The sequence below is a fragment of the Thauera sp. ZXT1-4 genome (genome assembly GCF_052598215.2).
The window spans coordinates 33,495-56,521 of the sequence record NZ_JBQWSN020000011.1; the positions used below are offsets into that span (position 1 = coordinate 33,495).

The window sequence follows — 23,027 nt, forward strand, 5'->3', positions numbered from 1 at the left end:
ACCTTTCCCGGATTCGTGCCTGCCGACGGCCCGCCCGCATGATGCTGAAGATGCTCCGCTCCCTGCTCGGCTTGCGGCCTGCCCCGCCCGAGGTCTGCTCCGACCAATGGGCGCGGGTCGAGGCCCGCCTGCCCTTCCTCGCCCGCCTGACAGCGGACGAGCGGGAACGCTTGCGCACGATGGCGCTCGAGTTTCTCCAGCGCAAGGAGTTTCACGGCGCCCAGGGTCTGGCGCTGAAAGACGACATGCTGCTGTCGATTGCCCTGCAAGCCTGCCTGCCAGTGCTCAACATCGGACTGCAGGCCTACGACGGCTGGGTGGGCGTGATCATCTATCCCGGCGACTTCGTGATCCCCCGCCAGGAGGTGGACGAAGCCGGCATACTGCACGAGTACGACGACGAGGTGCTCGGGGAGGCCTGGGAGGGCGGCCCGGTCCTGCTGTCCTGGTTCGAAGAGGACGACGGGCCGCAGGGCGTGAACGTCGTGATCCACGAATTCGCGCACAAGCTCGACATGGAGAACGGCGGCGTCGACGGCCTGCCCCGACTGCGCCCCGGCATGGCCCGCAAGGCTTGGGCAAGCGCCTTCGCCAGCGCCTACGATGCGTTCTGCGCCGAGGTCGAACGCGGTGTCGACACGGCCATCGACCCCTATGCTGCGGAAGACCCTGGCGAGTTCTTCGCGGTTGCGTCCGAAGTCTTCTTCGAAGCACCGGAAGTACTCCGCGACCGCTTCCCACAGGTCCATTCACAGCTCGCGCTCTTGTACGGCCTCGATCCCGCAGCACGCACCTTGGACCACGCGCGCCCATGAGCCTCCAACCTGCACGCAAACGCCTGCTGATCGTCCATCACACTCAGTCAGGCAACACTGGTCGGCTCGCCGAGGCCGTGCTGCGTGGTGCGCAACGGGTCGAGGAATGTGAATCGCAGCTCAAGCGCGCCTTCGACACCGGCACCGACGACCTGCTGGCGTGCGACGGCCTGCTCCTGGGAACCCCGGAGAACTTCGGCTACATGTCGGGCGCGCTCAAGGATTTCTTCGACCGCACCTACTACCCCTGCGAAGGCCGCCTCACCGGCTTGCCTTACGCGGTTTTCGTCAGCGCAGGCAACGACGGCACCGGCGCCGTGCGCGAGATCGACCGGATCGCCCGGGGGTATGGCTGGAAGACGGTCGCCGAGCCGCTGATCGTGCGCAAGGGCGTCAGCACCGGGGATCTGCTGCAGGCCGAGGCGCTCGGCGAGGCGATGGCGGCAGGACTGGCGATGGGTGTGTTCTGAGGGCCAGCCCCCGCGGCGCACACCTCGGACGACCGTCGTCACCGGTTCGTCACAATTCGCCTTTGCACACCGGACATCGCTGGCCTAAGCTTGAACCGTATTCGTCCCCGGGCGGCACCCGAGGTCGAATGCAACGGTCTTTCAGCAACGAAGGAGGTCTTATGGCCATCACCTGGATTCTGGTTGCCAACGCCAGCCTGGCGAAGCTCTATGCGAATCACGGCCCCAACAAGGGGTTGCAGCTGGTGAAGGAACTGATCCACCCGGAAAGCAGGCAGAAAAACGGCGATCTCGTCTCAGACCGCGCAGGCGCGATGGCCGGTAACGGAGGCGGCGGCTCGATGCAGCCGCAGACGCTACCCAAGCAGCACGAGGCCAAGGTCTTTGCACAGGAGATTGCCCAAACGCTCTACGACGGCCGTACCGCCAATGCATTCAAGCGTGCCATCCTGATCGCACCGCCCGCATTTATGGGGCTGCTCAACGCCGTCCTCGACGGCCCGACCGCGCAGATGGTCACCGACCGTTTCGAAAAGGACTACACCAAGACGCCCGAAGGAGAACTCGGGAAGCACCTTGGTTCCACCATTTTTCTGTGAGGGAGGGACTCGCGAACGCTTCGAACTTCATGGACCACATGCTGCAGGCCACGGGCCGGTGCAAAGGAGGACGTGTTTGAAGGTAGCGCAGAGGCTGAATCTTCACTGAAGTGAACAACACCTGAAGGGTGATCATGTCTCCACTCGTGAGACACCGGCCGATCGGGCCGATCCGGACGGGGCGCTGGGCGCCCCGTCACCCGTTTACACCTTGCTCCGACGAAGCCTCCCCACCGCTGGAGGAGGAAAGCGGCCAGCGCTGCAGGACGCGGTAGTGCGCCCCGCTGGGCAGCCGCTCGGAGGACACCAGCACGAAACTGTCGACCGGCCAGCGCAAGCCCGCCACCACTTCGGTCACCGGAGCGCGACGGGCATTGCGGACCAGCGTCACATGAGGCGCGAACCCGCGCGCCTCAAGGGAAAAGCCGGCGGCGCGCAGGCGGCCAGCGAGATCGTCTGCCAGCTTCGCAAGCGCCGCGGGTGTGCGGGACGTGCCGGTCCACAGTACGCGATGTCCGTGCCAGCTTCCGACGCAATCGAGTTCGATCGCAAAGCACTCTCCCCGCACGCCCGAGACCGCCGCCTCGATGCGCATGACCGAATCCGCGGGTACGTCGCCCAGGAAGGCCAGGGTCAGATGCAGGGTGTCGCGGCGCATCAGCCGTCCGCCGCAGTCCTCCTGCAGGCCGCATCCGCGTGCGTAGAGCGCAGCGGCGGTGGCGGCGGCGGGCCACAGCGCGAGGAAAAGCCGCAGGCGTGCGGAGACAGGGCGGACGCCCGGCCGCTCCCGCTCGGATGCCTGCGCTGCCGGCGCGGCCTCCCGTCTGGTCCGGGACGCCTTGCCGGCGCCGCCCTCAGGCATCCTGCGTGCGGGCAAGCAAGGCGACCACCTGGGCTGCGATGCCTTCGCCCCGCCCGGTAAAACCGAGCTTCTCGGTGGTCTTGCCCTTGATGTTGATCGCTGCGGCATCCATGGCGAGGTCGGCCGCGATGTTCGCGACCATGGCCGGTGCATGGGGGAGGATGCGCGGGGCCTTGCAGATCAGCGTGGCGTCCACGTTGACCACCTTCCAGCCTGCATCGCGCACGCGCGCAAACGCCTCACGCAGCAGCACCCGGCTGTCCGCACCCGCATGCGCGGGATCGGTGTCCGGAAACAGGCGCCCGATGTCGCCCAGCCCGGCCGCGCCGAGAATGGCATCGGTCAGCGCATGCAGCAGCACGTCCGCATCCGAGTGGCCCAGCAGGCCACGCTCGAAGGGGATGGTCACCCCACCGACGATCAGCGCGCGCCCCGGCACCAAGGCATGCACGTCGAAACCTTGTCCGACCCGGAATGGAACATTCATGGGGTATCACCTCTTCGGTTCTGGAGAATCCACTCGGCCAGATGCAGGTCGAGGGGATAAGTCACCTTCAGGTTGGTCGCATCGCCCTGGACGAGTCGCGGGCGCAGGCCGGCAGCTTCGATCGCGCTCGCCTCGTCGGTCACGTCCTTGTGCGCCTCCAGCGCCCGACGCAGCATCACATAGCGGAACATCTGCGGCGTCTGCGCCTGCCACAGGCTGTCGCGCGCCACGGTCTCGAGCACGTGCCGATGCGCATCGGCGCGCTTGAGCGTATCGGCCACCGGCACGGCGAGCAGCCCGCCGACCTCCTCGTGCGCGAGTTCTCGTATCAGCTTGTCCACGTGCCAGGCGGCCAGGCAGGGGCGCGCCGCATCATGGACCAGCACCCAGTCACCCGGCGCGGCCTCGGCGGCAATCGCGCGCAAGCCGCCCAGCACGCTGTCGGCACGCGTGGCGCCGCCGCAGAACAACGGCCTGAGCTTGGATCCGAGCGCCGACCAGTCGTAGTGGGCCCATTGCGCGTCATCGACCGAGAGCACGACGTAGACCACGTCGATCTCCGGCGCCTCGCACAGCACCGAAAGGGTGTGATGGATGAGCGGGCGGCCGAGCAGTTCGAGATACTGCTTCGGCTGCGGCGAGCCCATGCGCGAACCGTTACCGGCGGCAGGCACAATGGCGTAGTGGCGGGGGCGATGATTCTGCATGGCGCGCATTCTAGCCGCGCACGCGAGCGATCGCGCGCGGCGCGCCTATAATGGGCACGAACACCCCGTTTTCATTCAGGCAACCTTCCGCAGGATCCATCATGGCGCTCGCAGCGATCCGGCCGCCGGCGGTGGCCGGCCAGTTCTACCCCCGTGACGAACGCGTGCTGCGCACCCAGCTCGCCGAACTGCTCAACACTGCAGTGGGGCTGGACGCTCCCGGCGCACCCAAGGCGATCATCGTGCCGCACGCGGGCTACATCTATTCCGGCCCGGTCGCAGCAAGCGCGTACGCGCTGCTCACGCCGTTGCGCGAGCGTATCCGCCGCGTCGTCATGCTCGGCCCCACGCACCGCATGGCCGTGCCAGGCTTCGCCCTGCCCGCCGCGCAGGTATTCGCCACCCCGCTCGGCGAAGTGCCGCTCTCTCGCCAGGCATGGCTCGCGCTGCAAGCCCGGCGCGACGTGATCGTGGACGACCGCCCGCACGCCTTCGAGCACTGTCTCGAGGTACAGCTGCCCTTCCTGCAGATGGTGCTCGAGCGCTTCGAGATTGTTCCGATACTGGTGGGCGACGCCAGCACCGAGGCGACCGCCAGCGTGCTCGACAGCCTTTGGGGCGGTCCCGAGACGCTGATCCTCATCAGCTCCGATCTCTCCCACTATCTCGGCTACCGCGAAGCGCAGGCATCCGACCGTGCCGCCGTCGAGCAAGTGCTGGCACTACGACCCGGGCTCGACCACCAACAGGCCTGCGGCGCCACCCCGATCAACGGCTTGCTGCTCGCAGCACACAGCCATCCCCTGCAGGCCCATCTGCTGGACCTGCGCAACTCCGGCGACACGGCCGGCGACCGCTCCCAGGTCGTCGGCTACACCAGCATCGCCTTTTGTGAACTGGAACCCCCCAGCCATGCCCGACACTGATTTCGGCTCCATCCTGCTGCGACTTGCCCGCGCGGCCATCGCACACCGCCTGGGGCTTGGTCCCGCGCCGGCAGGCCCCGAAGATCCGCGCCTGCACGAGAAAGGCGCCACCTTCATCACCCTGCTCAAGGACGGCGAACTGCGCGGCTGCATTGGCAGCCTGCGCCGCTCGCGCGAACTGGGGGAGGACGTGATCGCCAACGCGGTAGCCGCCGCCATGGAAGACACGCGCTTCGGGCCGCTCGGCACGGACGAGTTCAGCGCCATCACGATCGAGGTGTCGGTCCTGTCCGAGCCGGAGTTCCTCGATTTCTTCGGTGAAGAGGAACTCCTCGCCCAACTGCGCCCAGGCGAAGACGGCCTGATCATCTTCTCCGGCTGCCGCAGCGCGACCTTCCTGCCACAGGTGTGGGATCAACTGCCCGAGCCACGCCAGTTCCTCGCTGCGCTCAAGCACAAGGCCGGTCTGCCGATGGACCGCGAGGTGGTCGAGCTGATGGCCGCGCGCTACCACGTACAGAAATGGAAGGAGACCGAACAGGAGGCCTCATGAACACCCAGCCCGAGCCTGCCAACGTGATCGGCAGCCGTTTTCCTGCGCGCTACTGGCAACGTCTGGACGACGGCCGCTTCCAGTGCGACCTGTGCCCGCGCCTGTGCAAGCTGCACGACGGCCAGCGCGGTGCCTGCTTCGTGCGCATGCGCGTAGGCGACGAGATGTTGCTCACCACCTACGGCCGCAGCTCGGGCTTCTGCATCGACCCGATCGAGAAGAAACCGCTCAACCACTTCTACCCCGGCAGCAAGGTCTTCTCCTTCGGCACGGCGGGCTGCAACCTGGCGTGCAAGTTCTGTCAGAACTGGGACATCTCCAAGTCTCGCGACATGGACACACTGATGGACCAGGCCTCACCGCAGGAGATCGTCGATACCGCGCTTCACTGGGGCTGCCACAGCGTCGCCTTTACCTATAACGACCCGGTGATCTTCGCCGAGTACGCCATGGATGTAGCCGACGCCTGCCATGCGGTCGGGCTGCAGACCGTAGCCGTGACGGCAGGCTACATCAGCGAATGCGCACGCAAGGATTTTTTCTCGCGTATGGACGCAGCCAACGTCGACCTCAAGGGCTTCACCGACGACTTCTACGTGAAGCTGTGCGGCGCGCACCTGCAGCCGGTGCTCGACACGCTGGTCTGGCTGCGTCACGAGACCGACGTGTGGGTGGAACTGACCACCCTGCTGATTCCGGGACAGAACGATTCCGATACCGAGTTGCGGGCGTTGTCGAACTGGGTGTACGACGAACTCGGGGCCGAGGTGCCACTACACTTCAGCGCCTTCCACCCCGACTTCAAGATGGTCGACCTTCCCCCCACGCCACCCGCAACCCTGCGCAGGGCGCGGCAGATCGCGCTCGATGCCGGCCTTCGCCATGTCTACACCGGCAACGTCCATGACACGGAGGGCGACACCACTCGCTGTGCCGCCTGCGGTGAGCCCGTGATCGTGCGCGACTGGTACGAGATTCGCAGCTACCGCCTGAACGCGCAGGGCGCCTGTCCGCGCTGCGGCGAGCGGCTCGCAGGCCGGTTCGGCCCGGTCGGCGCAGCGATAGACGAAGCCTTCGGCGCCCGCCGCATCCCCGTCTCCATCCACCGCCAGCCCAGCGCTGGCAGGCAGCTTTCGTGAAACTTCGCCACACCCCGGTCAGCATTTCATCGAACGGCGCCTGGCTCGACGGCGTGCTCGCCCATGCGCCGGACGTTCGCGGACTCGCGCTGTGCATCCATTCCCTCGGCCACCCTTCGCCCGATGCGCCGCCGCGCCCGCTCGAACTTGCGCTGCAGGCAGCGGGTTTTGCCACCATGACGGTGGATCTGCTCACACGGCAGGAGGCGATGCGCGACGCGGATGCCCCCTACAACATCCCCCGCCTCACCGATCGCATCCTCTCCGCGGTCGAATGGGCTGCGCATCAGCCGCCCCTGGTCAGCCTACCGCTCGGCCTGGTGGCCAGCGGCACAGGCTGCGCCGCCGCGGTACGCGCTGCGGTGCGCGCCCCGGACGCCTTCATCGCGATCTCCTGCCTGGATGGCCGCGCCGATCTGGCCGGTGCAGAGCCCCTGCGCGCGGTGCGCACGCCCGTGCGCCTGATCATCCGCCCCGGCAGCGCGGAGGCGAGCATCCTGGAAACGGCCTACCCTTTGATGAAGGGCGCCCACCACTGGCTCGCCCTTCCACCGGCACGAGATGCACACGAGCAGGAGCTGTTTGCCGCAAGAGCAGCCGCGGCCTGGCTGCGGCAGCACCTGCCTCCGGAGGAAGGTGCCGCCCCGGACTGAGCCGGACCTCAGTCGCGGAACACCACCCACTCCTCAAGCGGCGCACGCTCGGTTCTGAGCCTGTTCTCGGGCGCGTCCGGGTCCGCGTAGCCCAGGGACATCCCGCAGATCAGGGTTTCGTTGTCGGGAATTCCGAGTTCCGGGCGAAGGATGCGGTGGAACTGGATCAACGCCGCCTGCGGGCAGGTATCGAGGCCGCGCGCCTTGGCAGCCAGCATCACGTTCTGCAGGAACATGCCGTAGTCGAGCCAGGAACCCTGTTCCATGACACGATCGACCGTGAAGATCAGCCCGACCGGCGCATCGAAAAACTTGTAGTTGCGCGCGAACTGCTCGTGCATCCGCTTCGCATCCCCCTTCTGGATCCCGAGCAAGCCATACAGATCGAGGCCGACCTTGCGCCGACGGTCGATGTAGGGGGAGATCCACTGCTTCGGGTAGTACTGGTACGGATCGGTGTGGGTGGCCGCCTCTTCAGGGTCGTCGAAGGCCGCGAGCAGTCTGGCCGTGACCCTCGCCTTGGCGTCGCCCGTCAGCACCCAGGCCTTCCAGGGCTGGATGTTGGTGCCCGAGGGCGCACGCGAGGCCACGGCAAGAATCTCGGCGATGGTTTCTTTCGGAACGGTGCGCGGCAGGAAGGCGCGGCAGGAATGGCGGCTGTCGATGACCTGGTCGACGGCGGACTGAAGCGGAGTGGTCATGATTGCAATCTCTCGTTGAGCCTGTGATGAATGAAAGCCTTCTTGGCGCGAAGACCTATGGTGTGTCCACATGCCGTTCACGTCAACGTGAGCGTGAGGCGGAGGGCGGGACGCGCAATCGCGCATGAACGAGCTGTGGCTCTCCTATAATTACGCATTCCGATCGCACGACCCCCACGCCCTACGCGGGCGTCGTGCCGTGCTTTAGACGCAGCCCTCATGCCCAACACCCTCGACTCTCTCCTGTCACGCCTCGCCACCGACAAGCTGCCCAAGCCGGGCGCCCGCCTGGACCTTGCTCCGCTCGCAGGCTCCGCCGACGCGCTCGCGATCGCCCAGCTCGCCAGCCGCGGCCGCATGCTGGTGGTGATCACCGCCAACCCGCTCGACGCCCAGCGCCTGCAAGACGAGATCGCCTGGGTCGCCCCTGGCCTGCGCGCGCACCTGCTGCCCGACTGGGAGACCCTGCCCTATGACAATTTCTCCCCTCACCAGGACCTGATCTCCGAGCGCCTGTCGACGCTCTACGCGATCAGCCGCGGCGAGACCGACCTCGTGCTGGTGCCGGCCTCGACCGCGCTCTACCGCATGGCGCCGCCGAACTATCTGGCCGCCTACACCTTCTTCCTCAAGCAGGGCGAGCGGCTGGATGTGGAGCAGTTCAAGGCACAGATGGCGCTCGCCGGCTATGCACACGTGACGCAGGTGGTGAGCCCGGGCGAGTTCTCGGTGCGCGGCGGGCTGGTGGACCTCTTCCCGATGGGCTCGCCCTTGCCCTTCCGCATCGACCTCTTCGACGACGAGGTCGAGAGCATCAAGACCTTCGACCCCGACACCCAGCGCACGGTCTACCCGACCAAGGAGATCCGCCTGCTGCCGGCGCGTGAGTTCCCGCTCGACGACAAGGGCCGCACGCGCTTTCGCAGCCGCTTCCGCGAGACCTTCGAGGGCGATCCGACGCGCGCCTCGATCTACAAGGACGTCTCCAACGGCATCGCGCCCGCCGGCATCGAGTATTACCTGCCGCTGTTCTTCGACGAGACTGCGACCCTGCTCGACTACCTGCCCGCCGAGACACCGGTGCTGCTGCACGGCGACGTACCGGCGGCGATCGCCGAGTTCTGGAAGGACACGCGCTCGCGCCACGACCTGCTGAAGGGCGACCGTACCCGCCCTGTGCTGGCACCCGAGCAGCTCTTCCTCACCGACGAGGCGTTCTTCGTCGCGCTGAAGAACCTTTCGCGCCTGAGCATCGGTGCCGAGGCGAGCGCCGAAACCCCCGATGCGCTCGCCCTGCCCCCGCCCGCGGTCGCGGTCGAGCGCAAGGCCACCGACCCGCTGCACAAGTTGAAGACCTTCCTCGACGGCTTCGACGGCCGCGTGCTGCTGCTATCGGACTCGCCCGGCCGGCGCGAGACCATGGCCGAGTTCTTTGCCGAATACGGCGTCAAGCCCGAGGCCAGCACCGATTTCGGCGCCTTCCTCGATGGCGACGCCCGCCTCGCGCTCGGCGTCGCGCCGCTCGCGCGCGGCTTCGTACTGCCGGCTGCCAAGCTCGCGGTGCTGACCGAGACCGAGCTCTACGCCGCCACCGCGCGCAACCGCGTGCGCCGCGACGCGCGCAAGGCCGCCACCATGGAGGGCTGGCTGCGCGACCTGTCGGAGCTGAAGGTCGGCGACCCTGTGGTGCACGTCTCGCACGGCATCGGCCGCTACCTCGGCCTCCTCCACATGAACCTGGGCGAGGGCGACACCGAGTTCCTGCACCTGGAATACAACGGCGGCGACAAGCTCTACGTACCGGTGTCGCAGCTGCACGTGATCACCCGCTACGCCGGCGCCGACCCAGAGGCCGTGGACCTGCACCGCCTCGGCTCGGGCCAGTGGGAGAAGGCGAAGAAGAAGGCGGCGATGCAGGTGCGCGACACCGCCGCCGAGCTGCTCGCGCTCTACGCCCAGCGCGCCGCGCGCCCGGGCCACCGCTTCGACTTCAAGCAGCACGACCTGGAGGCCTTCGCCGAGGGCTTCGGCTTCGAGACCACACCCGACCAGCAGTCGGCCATCGACGCGGTGGTGAGCGACATGAAGTCCGGCCGCCCGATGGACCGCCTGGTGTGCGGCGACGTCGGGTTCGGCAAGACCGAGGTCGCGTTGCGCGCCGCCTTCATCGCGGTCGCCGACGGCAAGCAGGTGGTGGTGCTGTGCCCGACCACCCTGCTCGCCGAGCAGCACTACCAGACCTTCGCCGACCGCTTCGCCGACTGGCCGATCAAGCTCGCCGAGCTGTCGCGCTTCAAGTCCGCCAAGGAACAGGCCGAAGCCCTGCAGCAACTGTCCGAAGGCAAGGTCGACATCATCATCGGGACCCACCGCCTGCTGCAGAAGGACGTCCTCTTCAAGCGCCTCGGACTGGTGATCATCGACGAGGAGCACCGCTTCGGCGTGCGCCAGAAGGAGGCCTTGAAGCAGCTGCGCTCCGAGGTCGACATCCTTACCCTCACCGCCACCCCGATCCCGCGCACGCTGGGCCTGGCGATGGAGGGCCTGCGCGAGTTCTCGGTAATCGCCACACCGCCGCAGAAGCGGCTGTCGATCAAGACCTTCGTGCAGCCGTCCAGCCGCGGCGTGATCCGCGAGGCGGTGCTGCGCGAGTTCAAGCGCGGCGGGCAGGTGTACTTCCTGCACAACGAGGTCGACACCATCGACAACATGAAGGACGACCTCGAGGAGTTGCTGCCCGAGGCGCGCATCGTCGTCGGCCACGGCCAGCTCCCCGAGCGCGAGCTCGAGCGTGTGATGCGGGACTTCACCCAGCAGCGCGCCAACCTGCTGCTGTGCACCACCATCATCGAGACCGGCATCAACATCCCCACCGCCAACACCATCCTCATCAACCGCGCCGACCGCTTCGGCCTGGCGCAATTGCACCAGCTGCGCGGCCGCGTCGGCCGCAGCCATCACCAGGCTTACGCCTACCTGCTGACCATGCCGGGCGCCAAGCCCACCGCGCAGGCGCAAAAACGGCTGGAGGCGATCGCGATGATGGAAGACCTCGGCTCGGGCTTCTACCTGGCGATGCACGACCTCGAGATCCGCGGCGCCGGCGAGGTGCTGGGCGAGAACCAGTCGGGTGAGATCCAGCAGGTCGGCTTCAGCCTGTACACCGAAATGCTCAAGCGCGCGGTCAAGGACCTGCAGGCCGGCAAGGAGCCCGACCTGTCGCAGCCGCTGGAGGTGGTGTCCGAGATCAACCTGCACACCCCCGCCCTGCTCCCCACCGACTACTGCCCCGACGTGCAGGAGCGCCTGACGCTCTACAAGCGCCTGGCCAACTGCGAGCTGGAAGAAGACCTGCGCGCGCTGCAGGAGGAACTCATCGACCGCTTCGGCGAGTTGCCGCCCCAGACCGCCGCACTCATCGAGACCCACCGCCTGCGCATGCTGGTGAAGGACTACGGGGTGAACAAGCTGGACGCCTCGGACGCGCAGATCAGCGTGCAGTTCGCCAAGGACGCACCGATCGACCCGGTCAAAGTCATCTTCCTGATCCAGAAGGACCGCAGCACCAAGATGGCCGGCCCCGAAAAGCTGGTGCGTCGCGTGAGCCTGCCCAACCTCAAGGAGCGGGTGAAGGCGGTGAAGGACCTGCTGGATGCGGTGAAGGCGGGATAGCCCGGGCGCAGGCGCCGGTCTGGCGCCTGGCAGACACTGCGGATGAGGGCGCGCATCGGACCCGCCCTCCTTCCCAGAGCCACGCTCTCTGACACCATTCGCTAGCCGGACCCGGCGGGAAGCGCTTAACATCGCGGCGTTACCGTTTCGTTGCGCACCGGTGCGCCCCCGATGATCAAGGTCTACCGCAAACCACCTCAAGCCTTCCCTACAGAAAGCGCCTTCTTCCGCCTGCCCGGCACCTTGCTGATGGTCCTGGACGAGGACTGGAACGTTCAGATGATGAGTGAGGCCTGGAACGATGTCCTCGGAATCGATCAGACGGCCCTGCGCTGGCGCCCATTTGCCGCACTCATCCACGACGCTGACCGCAACGGCGTCCGTGACCGCCTCTCGCAACTCGACGAGAACAAGACCACCCTGCGTTTCTCCTGCCGTTGCCGCCACGCCGATGGCCACTACGTCGGTCTCGCCTGGAGCGTCAATCTCGACCGCGAACACCGTCTCTACTATGTCTCCGCGCACGAAACCGGCGTGCGCCTGAGCACCGATGCGGGCGGTCTGCCGGAGGTGCTGATCGACGGCCTCACAGGGCTTCCCAACCGTGGGCTCTTCGTCGATCGCATCGGACACGCCATCCAGCGTGCCCGGCGGGACAACGACTCCCGGTTTGCAGTCATCCATTGCGGCATCGACCGCTTCAGCGTCATCAATCACAGCCTGGGCAACCGCATCGGCGATCTGCTGCTGGTCGAACTCGCGAACCTGCTGCGGCGCTCCACTCGTCCCACCGACATGGTGGCCCGGCTGGGTGGCGACGAGTTCGGCATCCTGCTGGAGGACATCCGCGACGAGACCTCGCCCATCCGCGTGATCAAGCGCCTGCAAGCGCAGTGCACGCTGCCCTTCGAACTCCACGCGCAGGAGGTCGTCGCCAGCCTGTCGGCGGGCATGACCCTGTCCGCACCGGAGTATGAGGAGGCCGATGCAATGCTGCGCGACGCGGGCATGGCCCTCAAGCGCGCCAAGACGCAAGGAGGTGGCGCCCATGTGATCTTCGATCGCAAGCTGCATGAAGAGGCGTTCAACCGGCTGGATCTCGAACTCGATCTGCGACGCGCCCTGGAGCGCAACCAGATCGAGGTGTATTACCAGCCCATCGTACGGGTGAGAGACCGGCGGCTGGTGGGCTTCGAGGCCCTGGCACGCTGGAACCACCCCGAAAGAGGCCTCATCGCGCCGGCCCGCTTCATCCCGCTGGCCGAGGAAAGCGGCCTCATCGTACCGATCGGGCGCTGGATCCTGGAGCGCGCCTGTACCGACCTCAAGCGCTGGCAGAGCGCGCATCCTCGCCGCCCGGCGCTGACCGTCAGCGTGAACCTTGCCGCACGCCAGATTGCCTATCCCGACCTGCTCAAGGACATCCGCCAGAGTCTGCGCCAAAGCGGGCTCGCACCGCGCCATCTGAAGCTGGAGATCACCGAAAGCGCGATGATGGATGACGCCGAGCGTGCCATCGAACTCTTCGTTGCGCTCAAGCGTTCGCGCTTGAAGTTGTTGCTCGACGATTTCGGCACCGGGTATTCCTCGCTGTCCTACCTTCACCGACTGCCGATCGATGCGCTGAAGATCGACCGTTCCTTCATCGAGCACATCGACACCCGCCCCACCGATCGCAGCTTCGTCGAGACCATCCTCAGTCTTGCCCGGCAGCTCAACCTCGAGGTGATCTGCGAAGGCGTCGAGCGCGTCGAGCAGGAAACCCTCCTGCACGCGCTCGGCACAAGCCATGTCCAAGGCTTCATGTACTCGCGCCCGGTCACGGCCTCCCAGGCCGAGATGCTGATCCTTCAGGACCTCAAGCACCCTGGTCACTTTCTCCCGGAGAGTTGCCCGCCACAAACGGGCGCATCTCACCCAGGGTGCGCCGCCCCAGCCTGACACACGCGCACACCCGACAGATGCTCATCAACTGTACCGCCTACCAGCGCGGCCACAAGCTCGCCGACATCCCGGTCGAAGCCATCCGCGAAACCCTCCAGCAGGGCGACACCTTTGTCTGGGTCGCGCTCAAGGACGCCACGCCGGAAGAGCTTGCGCGGATGAAGGAAGAGTTCGGCCTGCACGAACTCGCCATCGAGGATGCAAACCACCGCCACCAGCGCCCCAAGGTCGAGGAGTACGACGACGAACTGTTCGCGGTCATGCATCTGATCGAGGAGAAGGAAGGCAAGCTCGAGGTCGGCGAGGTGCACGTCTTCGTCGGCGCCAACTACGTCCTTTCAGTGCGCAACAACCATGCGCGCGACTTCCTCGGCGTGCGGGCGCGCTGCGAGCGCGAACCAAAGATGCTCGCCAAGGGCCCCGGCTACGTGCTTTACGCGCTGATGGACGCCGTGGTCGACGGCTATTTCCCGCTCATCGAAAGGCTCGAGACCGAGGTCGAGACACTGGAGGACCGGATCTTCACCAAGGGCGCGGCCCGCTCCAACATCCGGCGCCTGTACCGGCTCAAGCGCAAGGTCACGATGCTCAAGCATGCGGTGATGCCGCTGCTGGAAGCCGCCGGCAAGCTGCACAGCGGGCGCGTACCCGAAGTCTGCGCCAAGAGCCGGCACTATTTCCGCGACGTGTACGACCACCTCGCCCGCATCAACGCCTCGCTCGAAAGCATCCGCGAGACCATCGGCACCGCAATCCAGGTGAACCTGTCCATGGTCACGATCGACCAGACCGAGATCAGCAAGCGGCTCGCAGCCTGGGCCGGCATCTTCGCGGTCGCCACGGCCTTCGCCGGCATCTGGGGCATGAACTTCGCCCACATGCCCGAGCTTGAGTGGAGATACGGCTACCTGTTCGGCCTTGGCATCATCGCCAGCGCAAGCGGATTTCTCTGGTGGCGCTTCCGCAAGGCGAAGTGGCTGTAGAAAGACCGCAGCGCTGCACGCCGAGTTGCCTTCCTTGATGCGTGGGGCGCTTGCTCAACGCCGAGGCCATGCCTTGGGCTACACACCAACAAGTACGCAAGTCGGACATTCTCGGCCTGGGGCACTTCGTCATGCGCCCTGGCGCACGGGGTACGAAACACTAGCCTGGCTGAGACACCGCCAGCTTGAGCCCGAAGCCGAGGAACACGACGCCGGCGAGCCGATCGAGCGCGGCAACTACGGCAGGCTTCTGCAGGAAGCGGACCGAGCGCCGTGCAAGTGCAATCAGCAGCACGAACCACAGCACCGACATCGCCACATGGATCGCCGCGAGCAGGAAGCTGAACCCAGCCATACCTGCCCCTGCCGGCACGAACTGCGGCAGCAGGGTCAGATAGAAAATGCCGACCTTGGGATTGAGCGCATTGGTCAGGAAACCCTTGGCGAAGGCCGAGCCCACGGTCTCACCGCTTGCCGCAAGCGCAGGCGCGTCGGCTCGCAAGCCCCGGCTCCGCAGCAGCAGCACGCCCTGCCACACGAGGTAGGCGGCACCGAGCAGCTTCACGATGGTGAACACCGTGTCCGACGCCGCCAGCAGCGCCCCCAGCCCGGTCGCCACGACCGCCCCCCAGAGCAGGCAGCCGGCCGCGATCCCGAGCGCTGCGCCCAGTCCGCGCCGCGCACCGGCAGAAATCGACATGCGCAATACCAGCGCGGTGTCGATGCCGGGCGTCGCCGCCAGCACGAGGGCGGCAAGCGTGAAGGCGAAGAGGCTCTGTTCTACGGTCATGGCGAGCAGGAAATCCGCCGCGGAGTATAGCGCACGGCCACAGGCTCACCATTCGCCTGCGGCATGCAGCGCCCGGATCTCACCATGGCGGAAACAATCCACCACGTGGTCATTAACCATGCCCACCGCCTGCATGAAAGCGTAGCAAACGGTCGGCCCGACGAAGCGAAAGCCCATCCGCTTGAGCTCGCGGCTCATGGCTTTCGATTCGGCCGTCTCGGCCGGCACGTCGGCGAGCGTCTCCCGCGCACCATCCTGTGGCGCGCCATCAACGAAGCGCCAAAGAAGCGCATCGAGCGAACCGAAACGCTCACGCGCCGCGAGCGTTGCCCGTGCATTCGCAATCGCCGCCTCGACCTTCAGCCGGTTGCGCACGATCCCCGGGTCGGCAAGCAGCCGCGCCACATCCTCTTCCGTGTAGCGTGCGACGCGTTCGGCGTCAAAATCGTCGAACACCCGGCGATAGTGGGCCCGCTTCTTAAGGATCGTGATCCAGCTCAACCCCGCCTGCGCCCCTTCGAGCACCAGCATCTCGAACAGGTGGCGGTCATCGTGATTGGGCACGCCCCACTCGGCGTCGTGATAAGCCACGTACAGGGGGTCGGTGCCACACCAGGCGCAGCGTTGGGACATGGTAGATCTCTCCGGAAACGAAGCGAGGCGATCCTGTGGGGCGCTCAGCCCCTGCGCTGCGCCGATGCATGCAGCAGGCGATCGAGGCGGTTCGCGAAGCTCTGCCGGTCGGCCATGCTGAACGGCGGGGGGCCGCCGGTATCGACCCCGGTGCTGCGCAGGGTGTCCATGAAGTTGCGCAGGTCGAGCAGCTCGCGGATGTTCTCCTTGCCATACAACTCGCCCTTGGGCGACAGGGCGTGGGCATCGCGGGCGACGACGTCGGCAGCGAGCGGGATGTCGGACGTGATCACCAAGTCGCCAGCCTGCACGTGGGCGGCGATGTACTTGTCGGCCTCATCGAAGCCGCCGGGCACCTGAATCATACGGACCTGGGGCAAGGCGGGTACGCGCAGGTACTGGTTGGCGACCAGAGTGAGCGCACCTCCGGTGCGCTCGGCGGCCCTGAACAGGATGTCCTTGATGACGGCGGGACAGGCGTCGGCGTCTACCCAGATATGCACGGCATTCCCTTCATGATCGACTGGCAGGCTGCTCCGCTCCGGCACAGCCCCGGGAGGGCGGCCACTCGCCCCAATGAGGGCTGAACTTTATCCCAAAGGCACATACCTCGCATCCGGCCCGCCAGCGCCCACCCACCTGGACACCCTCGCGCGCGCGTCGAGGCGCCGCCAAATCCGCGTCAAATCCGCAACGACATCGCCCATCGCGGGCGCTACAATTGCAGGCTTTCCAGGCCGCAATCCGGAGCCCTCAGCAATGCCGCTCACCCAGACCGAAAACCTCAACGTCCTCGCGTTCGACCACATGCCCTCGCCCGACGAGATCAAGGCGCACGTGCCGCTCACCGAGCCCGCGGCCGCTTCGGTCGTGGCCGGGCGGCGGGCGGTCATGGACATCCTCGACCGCAAGGATCCGCGGGTGTTCGTGGTGGTCGGCCCGTGCTCGATCCATGATCCCGAGGCGGGCCTCGACTACGCGCGCCGGCTGAAGAAGCTGGCCGACGAGGTTTCGGACGTGCTGCTGCTGGTGATGCGCGTGTACTTCGAGAAGCCGCGTACCTCCACCGGCTGGAAGGGCTTCATCAACGATCCGTTCATGGACGACTCCTTCCGCATCGACGTGGGCATGGAGCGCGCACGCAGGTTTCTGCTCGACGTGTGCGAGATCGGCCTGCCCACCGCCACCGAGGCGCTCGACCCGATCGCACCGCAGTATTACGGCGACCTGATCTCGTGGACCGCGATCGGCGCGCGAACCTCGGAATCGCAGACCCACCGCGAGATGGCTTCGGGCCTGTCGACACCGGTCGGATTCAAGAACGCCACCGACGGCGACCTCGAGGTGGCGATCAACGCGATCCTCTCGGCGGGCAGCCCGCACAGTTTCCTCGGCATCAACGGCAAGGGACAGTCGGCGATCACCCGCACCCGCGGCAACCGGTACGGCCACGCCGTGTTGCGTGGCGGTGGCGGCCGCCCCAACTACGACACCGTGTCGATCTCGCTCGCCGAGCAAGCGCTGGCCAAGGCCAAGCTGCCAAAGAACATCGTGGTCGACTGCTCGCACGCCAACTCGTGGAAGAAACCGGAGTTCCAGCCGCTGGTGATGAAAGACGTGATGCACCAGATCCGCGAAGGCAACCAATCCGTGGTCGGGCTGATGATCGAGAGCAACCTCGAGGCGGGCAACCAGCCCATCCCGGCTGATCTATCGCAGCTCAAGTACGGTTGCTCGGTCACGGACGCCTGCGTGGGCTGGGAAACCACCGAAGAGATGATCCGCAACGCCGCGGCCGTACTGCGCGACGTGCTGCCCCGCGCGGAGCGACACGCATGAACCTGGTCGTGCTGGCCGGCGACGTCGACAGCGCCGCGCTGAAGAACGTCGCCAAGCTCACCGAGGCACGCGAGGTCGAGCAGATCACCACGCGCTCCTTCCGCCTCGTGGGCGCAAAGCCCCACGAGGGGTTGGTGGCCGCATGCGCCGAGGGCGGACTGGACCACGTGTGGCTGCCCGAAGGTCGCAAGCTGGGCGATTTCGGCCTCTTCGTCACCGACATGGACTCGACCCTGATCAACATCGAGTGCATCGACGAGATCGCCGACATGCAGGGTCTCAAGCACGAGGTTGCGACGATCACCGAGGCCGCAATGCAGGGCGAGATCGATTTCCGCGAATCACTCACCCGCCGCGTGGCGCTGCTCGCCGGGCTGCCGGAGACGGCGCTGGCCGAGGTGTTCGATCACCGTCTGCAGCTGAACGCGGGCGCCGAGCGCCTGCTGCAGGGCTTGCAGCGCGCCGGCATCCGCACCGTACTGGTTTCGGGCGGATTCACCTACTTCACCGAGCGCCTGAAGGCGCGGCTGGGCTTCGATCACGCCTATGCCAACGAGCTTGAGATCATCGACGGCAAGCTCACCGGCAAGGTCGTTGGCGACATCATCGATGGCGAGGCCAAGGCGGCCCATCTGGAGCGCGTACGCGACGAGCTCGGGCTCAAACCCGAGCAGGTGATCGCAGCGGGCGACGGAGCCAACGACATCCCCATGCTGCGTGCAGCGGGCTTCGGCGTCGCCTTCCGCGCCAAACCCGTGCTGCGTGACGTGGCGCACTGCTGCCTGGATCACACCGGGCTCGACGGCATCCTCGACATTTTCGGCGGCTGACGCTCGCGCGCGACGGGCGTTTCGTGGGCAGCGCAATCCGCCTCAGCGCGCACCCTGCCTCAGCCCCCCCTGCCTCAGTGCCCCTCCTCCATCAAGCGCCCGGCCTGCATGCGCAGCATGCGCCCGCAGCGGCGCGCGAGCGATTCGTCGTGGGTGACGAGGATCAGCGTGGTCCCCGCCTCGCGGTTGAGGCTGAACATGAGTTCGATGATCGACTTGCCGGTCTCCGCATCGAGGTTGCCGGTGGGTTCGTCGGCCAGCAGCACGCGCGGATTGGGTGCAAAGGCGCGCGCCAGGGCGACGCGCTGCTGCTCACCACCGGAAAGGTGCTTCGGATAGTGGCGAAGCCGGCTGCCCAGGCCCACCCGCTCGAGCCACTGCGTGGCCACCGTGCGTGCCGCATCCGCACCGGCCAGCTCCAGCGGCAGCATCACGTTCTCCAGCGCGGTCAGCGCCGGCAGTAGCTGAAAGGACTGAAACACGAAGCCGATCGCCTCGCCGCGCAACGCGGCGCGCGCATCCTCGTCGAGCGCGAACAGGTCCTGCCCCTGCAAGCGCACCGTGCCGCGGGCGGGAACATCCAGCCCGGCGAGCAATCCCAGCAGCGTCGACTTACCCGAACCGGAGGCGCCCACGATGGCGACCGACTCGCCCGCGGACACCGCAAACCGGATGTCCTGCAGAATATGCAGGTCGCCCTGGCCATCGGCCAGCCTCACCTGTTTGCTCAGGCCATCGACCTCGATGACCGGACTGGAGTGCTCAATGCCGCTGCGATTCATCGCTACCTTCGTGTTCATGTTCTTCTTCGCCGCCACCGTTCAGGCGGCGACCATCCTCGTGTGGGGCGACAGCCTGTCGGCCGGCTACGGACTGGAAAGGGGCCAGGAGTGGCCAGCCCTGTTGCAGACGCGCCTGGCCGAGAAAGGTTTCAATCATCAGGTCGCCAACGGCAGCGTCTCGGGCGAGACCTCCTCCGGCGGCCGCTCGCGCCTGCCCGCCGCACTTGCCGAGCACGCCCCCGACATCCTGATCCTCGAACTCGGCGCCAACGACGGACTGCGCGGCCTCCAGCCGCAAGTGCTGGAGGACAACCTGCGCGCGATGATCACCGAGGCACGCGAGGCCGGCGCCCGTGTGCTGCTCGTCGGCATGCAGATGCCCCCCAACTACGGCCCCTTCTATACCCGCCGCTTTGCTGCCGTCTACCAGAACCTGGCCAAAAAAGAGGACGTACCCTTCGTTCCCTTCCTGATGGACGGCTTCGCCGACCGCCCGGAGCTGTTCCTGGCCGACGGCATCCACCCCACGGCCGAGGCGCAGACGCTGATCCTGGACACCGTCTGGGCAGGATTGCAGCCGATGCTCTCTAGCCCCCACGCGAAAGCCCGCTGAAGTTGCCGCGCGGGAGGCCTCCAAGGCACATCGGCCGCGAGGCTACCTTCAGCGGACCACTACCCGCGCCACGCCCGCCTGCATCTCGCCGATCACCACCCCCGGCTCGCCCTGCGCTTCCACGATTGCGGCCTGCACCGCCTCGACCGCCCCGGGCGCGCACGCGATCAGCAGTCCGCCCGAGGTCTGCGGGTCGGTGATCAGCTTGCGCTGCCATTCCGGCGCATCCGCGGCCAGTTCGACCCCCGTGCCGTAGCTCGCCCAGTTGCGCGTCGACGCGCCGGTGGCCACGCCCGCCATGACCAGCGCACGCGCCTCGTCGATCACTGGCAGCGCATCGAATCGCACCACGCCCGTCAGGGAAGCGCCGCGGCACATCTCGAGCAAATGACCGGCCAGTCCGAAGCCGGTGACGTCGGTCACCGCATGCACGCCATCGATGTCCGCGAGCTTGCCGCCGGCGCGGTTCAGCGTCGTCGTCCAGCGCACCATCTGCGCGTAGCCCTCAGCGGACAGCATGCCCTTCTTCAGGCCACCGGACAGGATGCCGATGCCAAGCGGCTTGGAGAGGATCAGCACGTCGCCCGGCTTCGCCCCCGCATTGGTACGCACCCGCTCGGGGTCGACAACACCCAGCGCCACGAGCCCGTAGATCGGCTCCAGCACATCGATCGAGTGCCCGCCCGCGAGCGGGATGCCCGCGTCGCGGCACACGTCCGCGCCCCCCCTCAGGATCTCGCCGATCACCTCCGCCGGCAGCTTGTCCAGCGGCATGCCGACGATCGCGAGCGCGAGGATGGGGGTCGCGCCCATCGCGTAGACGTCGGAAAGCGCGTTGGTGGCGGCGATGCGGCCGAAATCGCGCGGATCATCGACGATGGGGGTGAAGAAGTCGGTGGTGGCGACGATGGCCTGGCGCTCGTTGAGCTTGTACACCGCGGCGTCGTCGGCGGTATCGGTGCCCACGAGCAGCTCGGGCGGCACCAGCCCGGCCGGCATGCTGGCGAGCAGTTCGGAGAGCACGGCGGGCGCGATTTTGCAGCCACAGCCGCCGCCATGGGAGAATTCGGTCAGTTTGATCTGATTCATGTTCTGAAAAGGAGAAAGCGGCTGACTGCGCGCAAGGCGCCCGCAGCCGCGTGAGCATCATGCAGAAAGGCGTGGCGACCGTAGCACAGCTGTCCGGGTTTGACGAGATCATCGATGCGCGCACGCCTGCGGAGTTCGCAGAGGATCACATTCCCGGCGCAATCAACCTGCCCGTGCTCGATGACGCGCAGCGCATCGTGGTGGGCACGATGTACAAGCAGCAGTCCGCCTTCGACGCGCGCCGCCTTGGCGGCGCGCTGGTGGCGGCAAACATCTCGCGCCACATGCTGGAGAAGCTCCAGCACAAGCCGAAGAACTGGCGCCCGTTGATCTACTGCTGGCGCGGCGGCCAGCGCAGCGGCTCATTCACCACCTGGCTGCGCATGGTGGGCTGGGATGCATGCCAGCTCGAGGGCGGCTACAAGTCCTTCCGCCACCACGTCATCGCCGAGATCGAGCGCATCACCCAGCAGCTCGACCTGCGCATCGTCAGCGGCCCCACCGGCAGCGCCAAGACGCGCATCCTCGAGGCGCTCGCCGCCGAAGGCGCACAGGTGCTTGACCTCGAAGACCTGGCCGCGCACAAGGGCTCGGTGCTCGGCGCCCTGCCCGACCGCCCGCAGCCTGCGCAAAAGCGCTTCGAAACCCTGCTGTGGGACAGGATGCGCCGGCTCGACCCGGCACAGCCGGTGTTCGTGGAAGCCGAGAGCCGCAAGATCGGCCTTGTCTTCGTGCCCGAGCCACTGATCCTGGCCATGCGTCGCGCACCGTGCATCCTGGTCGACGCCACGCGCGAGGCGAGGCTCGCGTTCCTGGTCCGTGACTACGCCTACCTCGGTGACGATGTCGCCGCGCTGCAGGACAAACTGCACCGGCTGCGCGAACACCAGAGCCGCGAAACCCTGGAGCGCTGGAAGGCGCTCGCCGCAACCCACGCGCTGCCCGAACTCTTCGGCGAACTCATCGACCTGCACTACGACCCGCTCTACAACCGCTCGCAGCACACAAACTACGCCGGCTACGCCGACGCCCTGCGGGTGCAGAGTGCCGATCTCGGTGATGGAGGCATCCGCGAAATCGCACAACGCATCCTGGCGCAGCACGCCGCACCGCCCACCTCTCCGGACGCAGGCTGAAACTGCGCGCCGGGAGCACGGCAACTGCGCAGACTCACGGCAGCGCGGGCAGCCTGTATCCCTCTCCGCCACCACCTGCGTGCACCGCGCACAGACGCTGCACCACGGCGGGCCGTGGACGGGCAACCTCTCCCTGTTCGAAGGCGACCACGGTCCATGCCTCATCCAAGCGCTGCAGCAGCTCTCCCGGTCGCAGCAGGAAATCCGGATTGGAGGGCTTGCCGAAGCGCTCATTGCCGCGCATGAAGGTCTCGTACAGCAACACGCCGCCCGGGCGCACCGATGCGAGGAGCGCCTCAAAATGCGGCCGGAAGAGGTAGTTGCTCACCAGCACGACATCGAACGACTCCCCATCCAGCGGCCAGGCCTTGGCCTCCAGGTCCAGAACCCGGGTTTCCACGCCCTCGAGTCCCTGCAGGTGCGACAGTGCCTCGACATCCCGGTCCACCGCCACCACCTTCAGGCGGTTCGCGGCACACCAGCGCGTGTGGCGGCCCGATCCGCAGGCCAGGTCCAGCACCCGCCCTCCGGGGGGCAGCAAGGGCGTGAAGCGGACGACCCATGGCGATGGCTCACCGGTCGGGAGATGCGCGTCGTGGCTCGAAATCGGAGAAGGCGCCGGGTGCATGGATTCGCTCGGTTCGGGTTGAAGGCCGAGGCCATTCTAGCGCCGCAGCAACCCGGTTGGCGCGGCACGGGACAGCCTCCATGTGCTTCCGCGTGCGTGCTTCTACGGCCTGCGAATTCGCACGTACTGTCGTAAAGTGCACAAAAAGCGACAGGTGGCCGTCCCGCGATTGTGCA

The 23,027-nt window shown here is 66.9% G+C and carries 24 protein-coding genes; 14 read left to right on the forward strand and 10 right to left on the reverse strand.

Annotated features, from left to right (window positions below):
• Positions 1 to 41: 41 nt before the first annotated feature.
• From ACUH78_RS10405 to ACUH78_RS10415, 3 genes are all read left to right on the forward strand, one after another.
• Positions 42 to 815: a M90 family metallopeptidase gene (locus ACUH78_RS10405; RefSeq protein ID WP_445333462.1), complete on the forward strand. Its 774-nt coding sequence runs from the start codon at positions 42 to 44 to the stop codon at positions 813 to 815.
• Positions 812 to 1,285, forward strand: a complete 474-nt coding sequence (locus ACUH78_RS10410; protein WP_445333445.1) for a flavodoxin family protein — start codon at positions 812 to 814, stop codon at positions 1,283 to 1,285. The genes ACUH78_RS10405 and ACUH78_RS10410 overlap by 4 nt, the downstream gene beginning before the upstream one ends.
• 161 nt (positions 1,286 to 1,446) lie before the next feature.
• Positions 1,447 to 1,884: a host attachment protein gene (locus ACUH78_RS10415; protein ID WP_418362666.1), complete on the forward strand. Its 438-nt coding sequence runs from the start codon at positions 1,447 to 1,449 to the stop codon at positions 1,882 to 1,884.
• A 196-nt stretch (positions 1,885 to 2,080) separates the two neighbouring features.
• Here ACUH78_RS10415 and thpR read toward each other — a convergent pair whose 3' ends face one another.
• From thpR to ispD, 3 genes are read right to left on the reverse strand one after another with little or no spacing between them, the layout of a single operon-like run.
• Complete coding sequence (gene thpR / locus ACUH78_RS10420; RefSeq protein WP_445333444.1) at positions 2,081 to 2,746, reverse strand: RNA 2',3'-cyclic phosphodiesterase; 666 nt, start codon at positions 2,744 to 2,746, stop codon at positions 2,081 to 2,083.
• Complete coding sequence (gene ispF / locus ACUH78_RS10425) at positions 2,739 to 3,233, reverse strand: 2-C-methyl-D-erythritol 2,4-cyclodiphosphate synthase (RefSeq protein WP_418362664.1); 495 nt, start codon at positions 3,231 to 3,233, stop codon at positions 2,739 to 2,741. Before ispF ends, thpR begins: the two co-directional genes overlap by 8 nt.
• Positions 3,230 to 3,940, reverse strand: coding sequence for a 2-C-methyl-D-erythritol 4-phosphate cytidylyltransferase (gene ispD / locus ACUH78_RS10430; protein WP_418362663.1), 711 nt, complete (start codon positions 3,938 to 3,940; stop codon positions 3,230 to 3,232). Before ispD ends, ispF begins: the two co-directional genes overlap by 4 nt.
• Positions 3,941 to 4,041: 101 nt before the next feature.
• Here ispD and amrB point away from each other — a divergent pair, with 101 nt between their 5' ends.
• From amrB to ACUH78_RS10450, 4 genes are read left to right on the forward strand one after another with little or no spacing between them, the layout of a single operon-like run.
• Entirely contained in the window at positions 4,042 to 4,866 is an 825-nt protein-coding gene (gene amrB, locus ACUH78_RS10435) for an AmmeMemoRadiSam system protein B (RefSeq protein ID WP_445333443.1), read from the forward strand.
• Positions 4,853 to 5,419 (forward strand): AmmeMemoRadiSam system protein A, encoded by a 567-nt coding sequence (gene amrA, locus ACUH78_RS10440; RefSeq protein WP_445333442.1) that lies wholly within the window; start codon positions 4,853 to 4,855, stop codon positions 5,417 to 5,419. Before amrB ends, amrA begins: the two co-directional genes overlap by 14 nt.
• A complete protein-coding gene (gene amrS, locus ACUH78_RS10445; RefSeq protein ID WP_445333441.1) occupies positions 5,416 to 6,558 on the forward strand; it encodes an AmmeMemoRadiSam system radical SAM enzyme in 1,143 nt (380 codons plus the stop codon). Before amrA ends, amrS begins: the two co-directional genes overlap by 4 nt.
• Positions 6,555 to 7,211: an alpha/beta hydrolase gene (locus ACUH78_RS10450; RefSeq protein ID WP_445333440.1), complete on the forward strand. Its 657-nt coding sequence runs from the start codon at positions 6,555 to 6,557 to the stop codon at positions 7,209 to 7,211. The genes amrS and ACUH78_RS10450 overlap by 4 nt, the downstream gene beginning before the upstream one ends.
• An 8-nt stretch (positions 7,212 to 7,219) precedes the next feature.
• Here ACUH78_RS10450 and ACUH78_RS10455 read toward each other — a convergent pair whose 3' ends face one another.
• The gene (locus tag ACUH78_RS10455) at positions 7,220 to 7,912 is read right to left on the reverse strand and encodes a nitroreductase (RefSeq protein ID WP_445333439.1); all 693 of its coding nucleotides are present in this window, start codon (positions 7,910 to 7,912) and stop codon (positions 7,220 to 7,222) included.
• 219 nt (positions 7,913 to 8,131) lie between these two features.
• Between ACUH78_RS10455 and mfd the strand changes: the two genes are divergently transcribed.
• The 3 genes from mfd (at position 8,132) to corA (ending at position 14,511) form a co-directional block, all read left to right on the forward strand.
• Complete coding sequence (gene mfd / locus ACUH78_RS10460; protein ID WP_445333438.1) at positions 8,132 to 11,584, forward strand: transcription-repair coupling factor; 3,453 nt, start codon at positions 8,132 to 8,134, stop codon at positions 11,582 to 11,584.
• Between the two features lie 171 nt (positions 11,585 to 11,755).
• Complete coding sequence (locus tag ACUH78_RS10465; RefSeq protein ID WP_445333437.1) at positions 11,756 to 13,525, forward strand: putative bifunctional diguanylate cyclase/phosphodiesterase; 1,770 nt, start codon at positions 11,756 to 11,758, stop codon at positions 13,523 to 13,525.
• Between the two features lie 20 nt (positions 13,526 to 13,545).
• Positions 13,546 to 14,511 (forward strand): magnesium/cobalt transporter CorA, encoded by a 966-nt coding sequence (corA, locus tag ACUH78_RS10470; protein ID WP_445333436.1) that lies wholly within the window; start codon positions 13,546 to 13,548, stop codon positions 14,509 to 14,511.
• A 160-nt stretch (positions 14,512 to 14,671) separates the two neighbouring features.
• Here the strand turns inward: corA and ACUH78_RS10475 are convergent, their stop codons facing one another.
• The 3 genes from ACUH78_RS10475 to ACUH78_RS10485 are packed head-to-tail and all read right to left on the reverse strand — an operon-like array spanning position 14,672 to position 16,437.
• Complete coding sequence (locus ACUH78_RS10475; protein WP_418362654.1) at positions 14,672 to 15,301, reverse strand: LysE family translocator; 630 nt, start codon at positions 15,299 to 15,301, stop codon at positions 14,672 to 14,674.
• Between the two features lie 45 nt (positions 15,302 to 15,346).
• Positions 15,347 to 15,934, reverse strand: a complete 588-nt coding sequence (locus ACUH78_RS10480; RefSeq protein WP_445333435.1) for a DNA-3-methyladenine glycosylase I — start codon at positions 15,932 to 15,934, stop codon at positions 15,347 to 15,349.
• Between the two features lie 44 nt (positions 15,935 to 15,978).
• Positions 15,979 to 16,437: a YaiI/YqxD family protein gene (locus tag ACUH78_RS10485; RefSeq protein WP_445333434.1), complete on the reverse strand. Its 459-nt coding sequence runs from the start codon at positions 16,435 to 16,437 to the stop codon at positions 15,979 to 15,981.
• 256 nt (positions 16,438 to 16,693) lie between these two features.
• Between ACUH78_RS10485 and ACUH78_RS10490 the strand changes: the two genes are divergently transcribed.
• Both ACUH78_RS10490 and serB read left to right on the forward strand, forming a co-directional pair.
• A complete protein-coding gene (locus tag ACUH78_RS10490) occupies positions 16,694 to 17,773 on the forward strand; it encodes a 3-deoxy-7-phosphoheptulonate synthase (RefSeq protein WP_435749805.1) in 1,080 nt (359 codons plus the stop codon).
• Complete coding sequence (serB, locus tag ACUH78_RS10495) at positions 17,770 to 18,603, forward strand: phosphoserine phosphatase SerB (RefSeq protein WP_445333433.1); 834 nt, start codon at positions 17,770 to 17,772, stop codon at positions 18,601 to 18,603. Before ACUH78_RS10490 ends, serB begins: the two co-directional genes overlap by 4 nt.
• Positions 18,604 to 18,677: 74 nt before the next feature.
• On the opposite strand, the gene ACUH78_RS10500 is transcribed toward serB, so the two are convergent.
• Positions 18,678 to 19,385 carry an ABC transporter ATP-binding protein gene (locus ACUH78_RS10500; RefSeq protein ID WP_418363339.1) on the reverse strand — a complete coding sequence of 236 codons (708 nt, stop codon included), beginning with the start codon at positions 19,383 to 19,385 and terminating at the stop codon, positions 18,678 to 18,680.
• On the opposite strand from ACUH78_RS10500, the gene ACUH78_RS10505 reads away from it, so the two are divergent.
• Positions 19,369 to 19,998: an arylesterase gene (locus ACUH78_RS10505; RefSeq protein WP_435749804.1), complete on the forward strand. Its 630-nt coding sequence runs from the start codon at positions 19,369 to 19,371 to the stop codon at positions 19,996 to 19,998. The two genes, ACUH78_RS10500 and ACUH78_RS10505, sit on opposite strands and share 17 nt — an antisense overlap.
• Positions 19,999 to 20,046: 48 nt before the next feature.
• Here ACUH78_RS10505 and selD read toward each other — a convergent pair whose 3' ends face one another.
• Entirely contained in the window at positions 20,047 to 21,087 is a 1,041-nt protein-coding gene (selD, locus tag ACUH78_RS10510) for a selenide, water dikinase SelD (protein WP_418362648.1), read from the reverse strand.
• Between the two features lie 59 nt (positions 21,088 to 21,146).
• Here selD and mnmH point away from each other — a divergent pair, with 59 nt between their 5' ends.
• Positions 21,147 to 22,223, forward strand: a complete 1,077-nt coding sequence (mnmH, locus tag ACUH78_RS10515) for a tRNA 2-selenouridine(34) synthase MnmH (RefSeq protein WP_418363338.1) — start codon at positions 21,147 to 21,149, stop codon at positions 22,221 to 22,223.
• A 34-nt stretch (positions 22,224 to 22,257) separates the two neighbouring features.
• Here the strand turns inward: mnmH and ACUH78_RS10520 are convergent, their stop codons facing one another.
• Positions 22,258 to 22,851 carry a class I SAM-dependent methyltransferase gene (locus ACUH78_RS10520; RefSeq protein WP_418362647.1) on the reverse strand — a complete coding sequence of 198 codons (594 nt, stop codon included), beginning with the start codon at positions 22,849 to 22,851 and terminating at the stop codon, positions 22,258 to 22,260.
• Between the last annotated feature and the right edge of the window lie 176 nt (positions 22,852 to 23,027).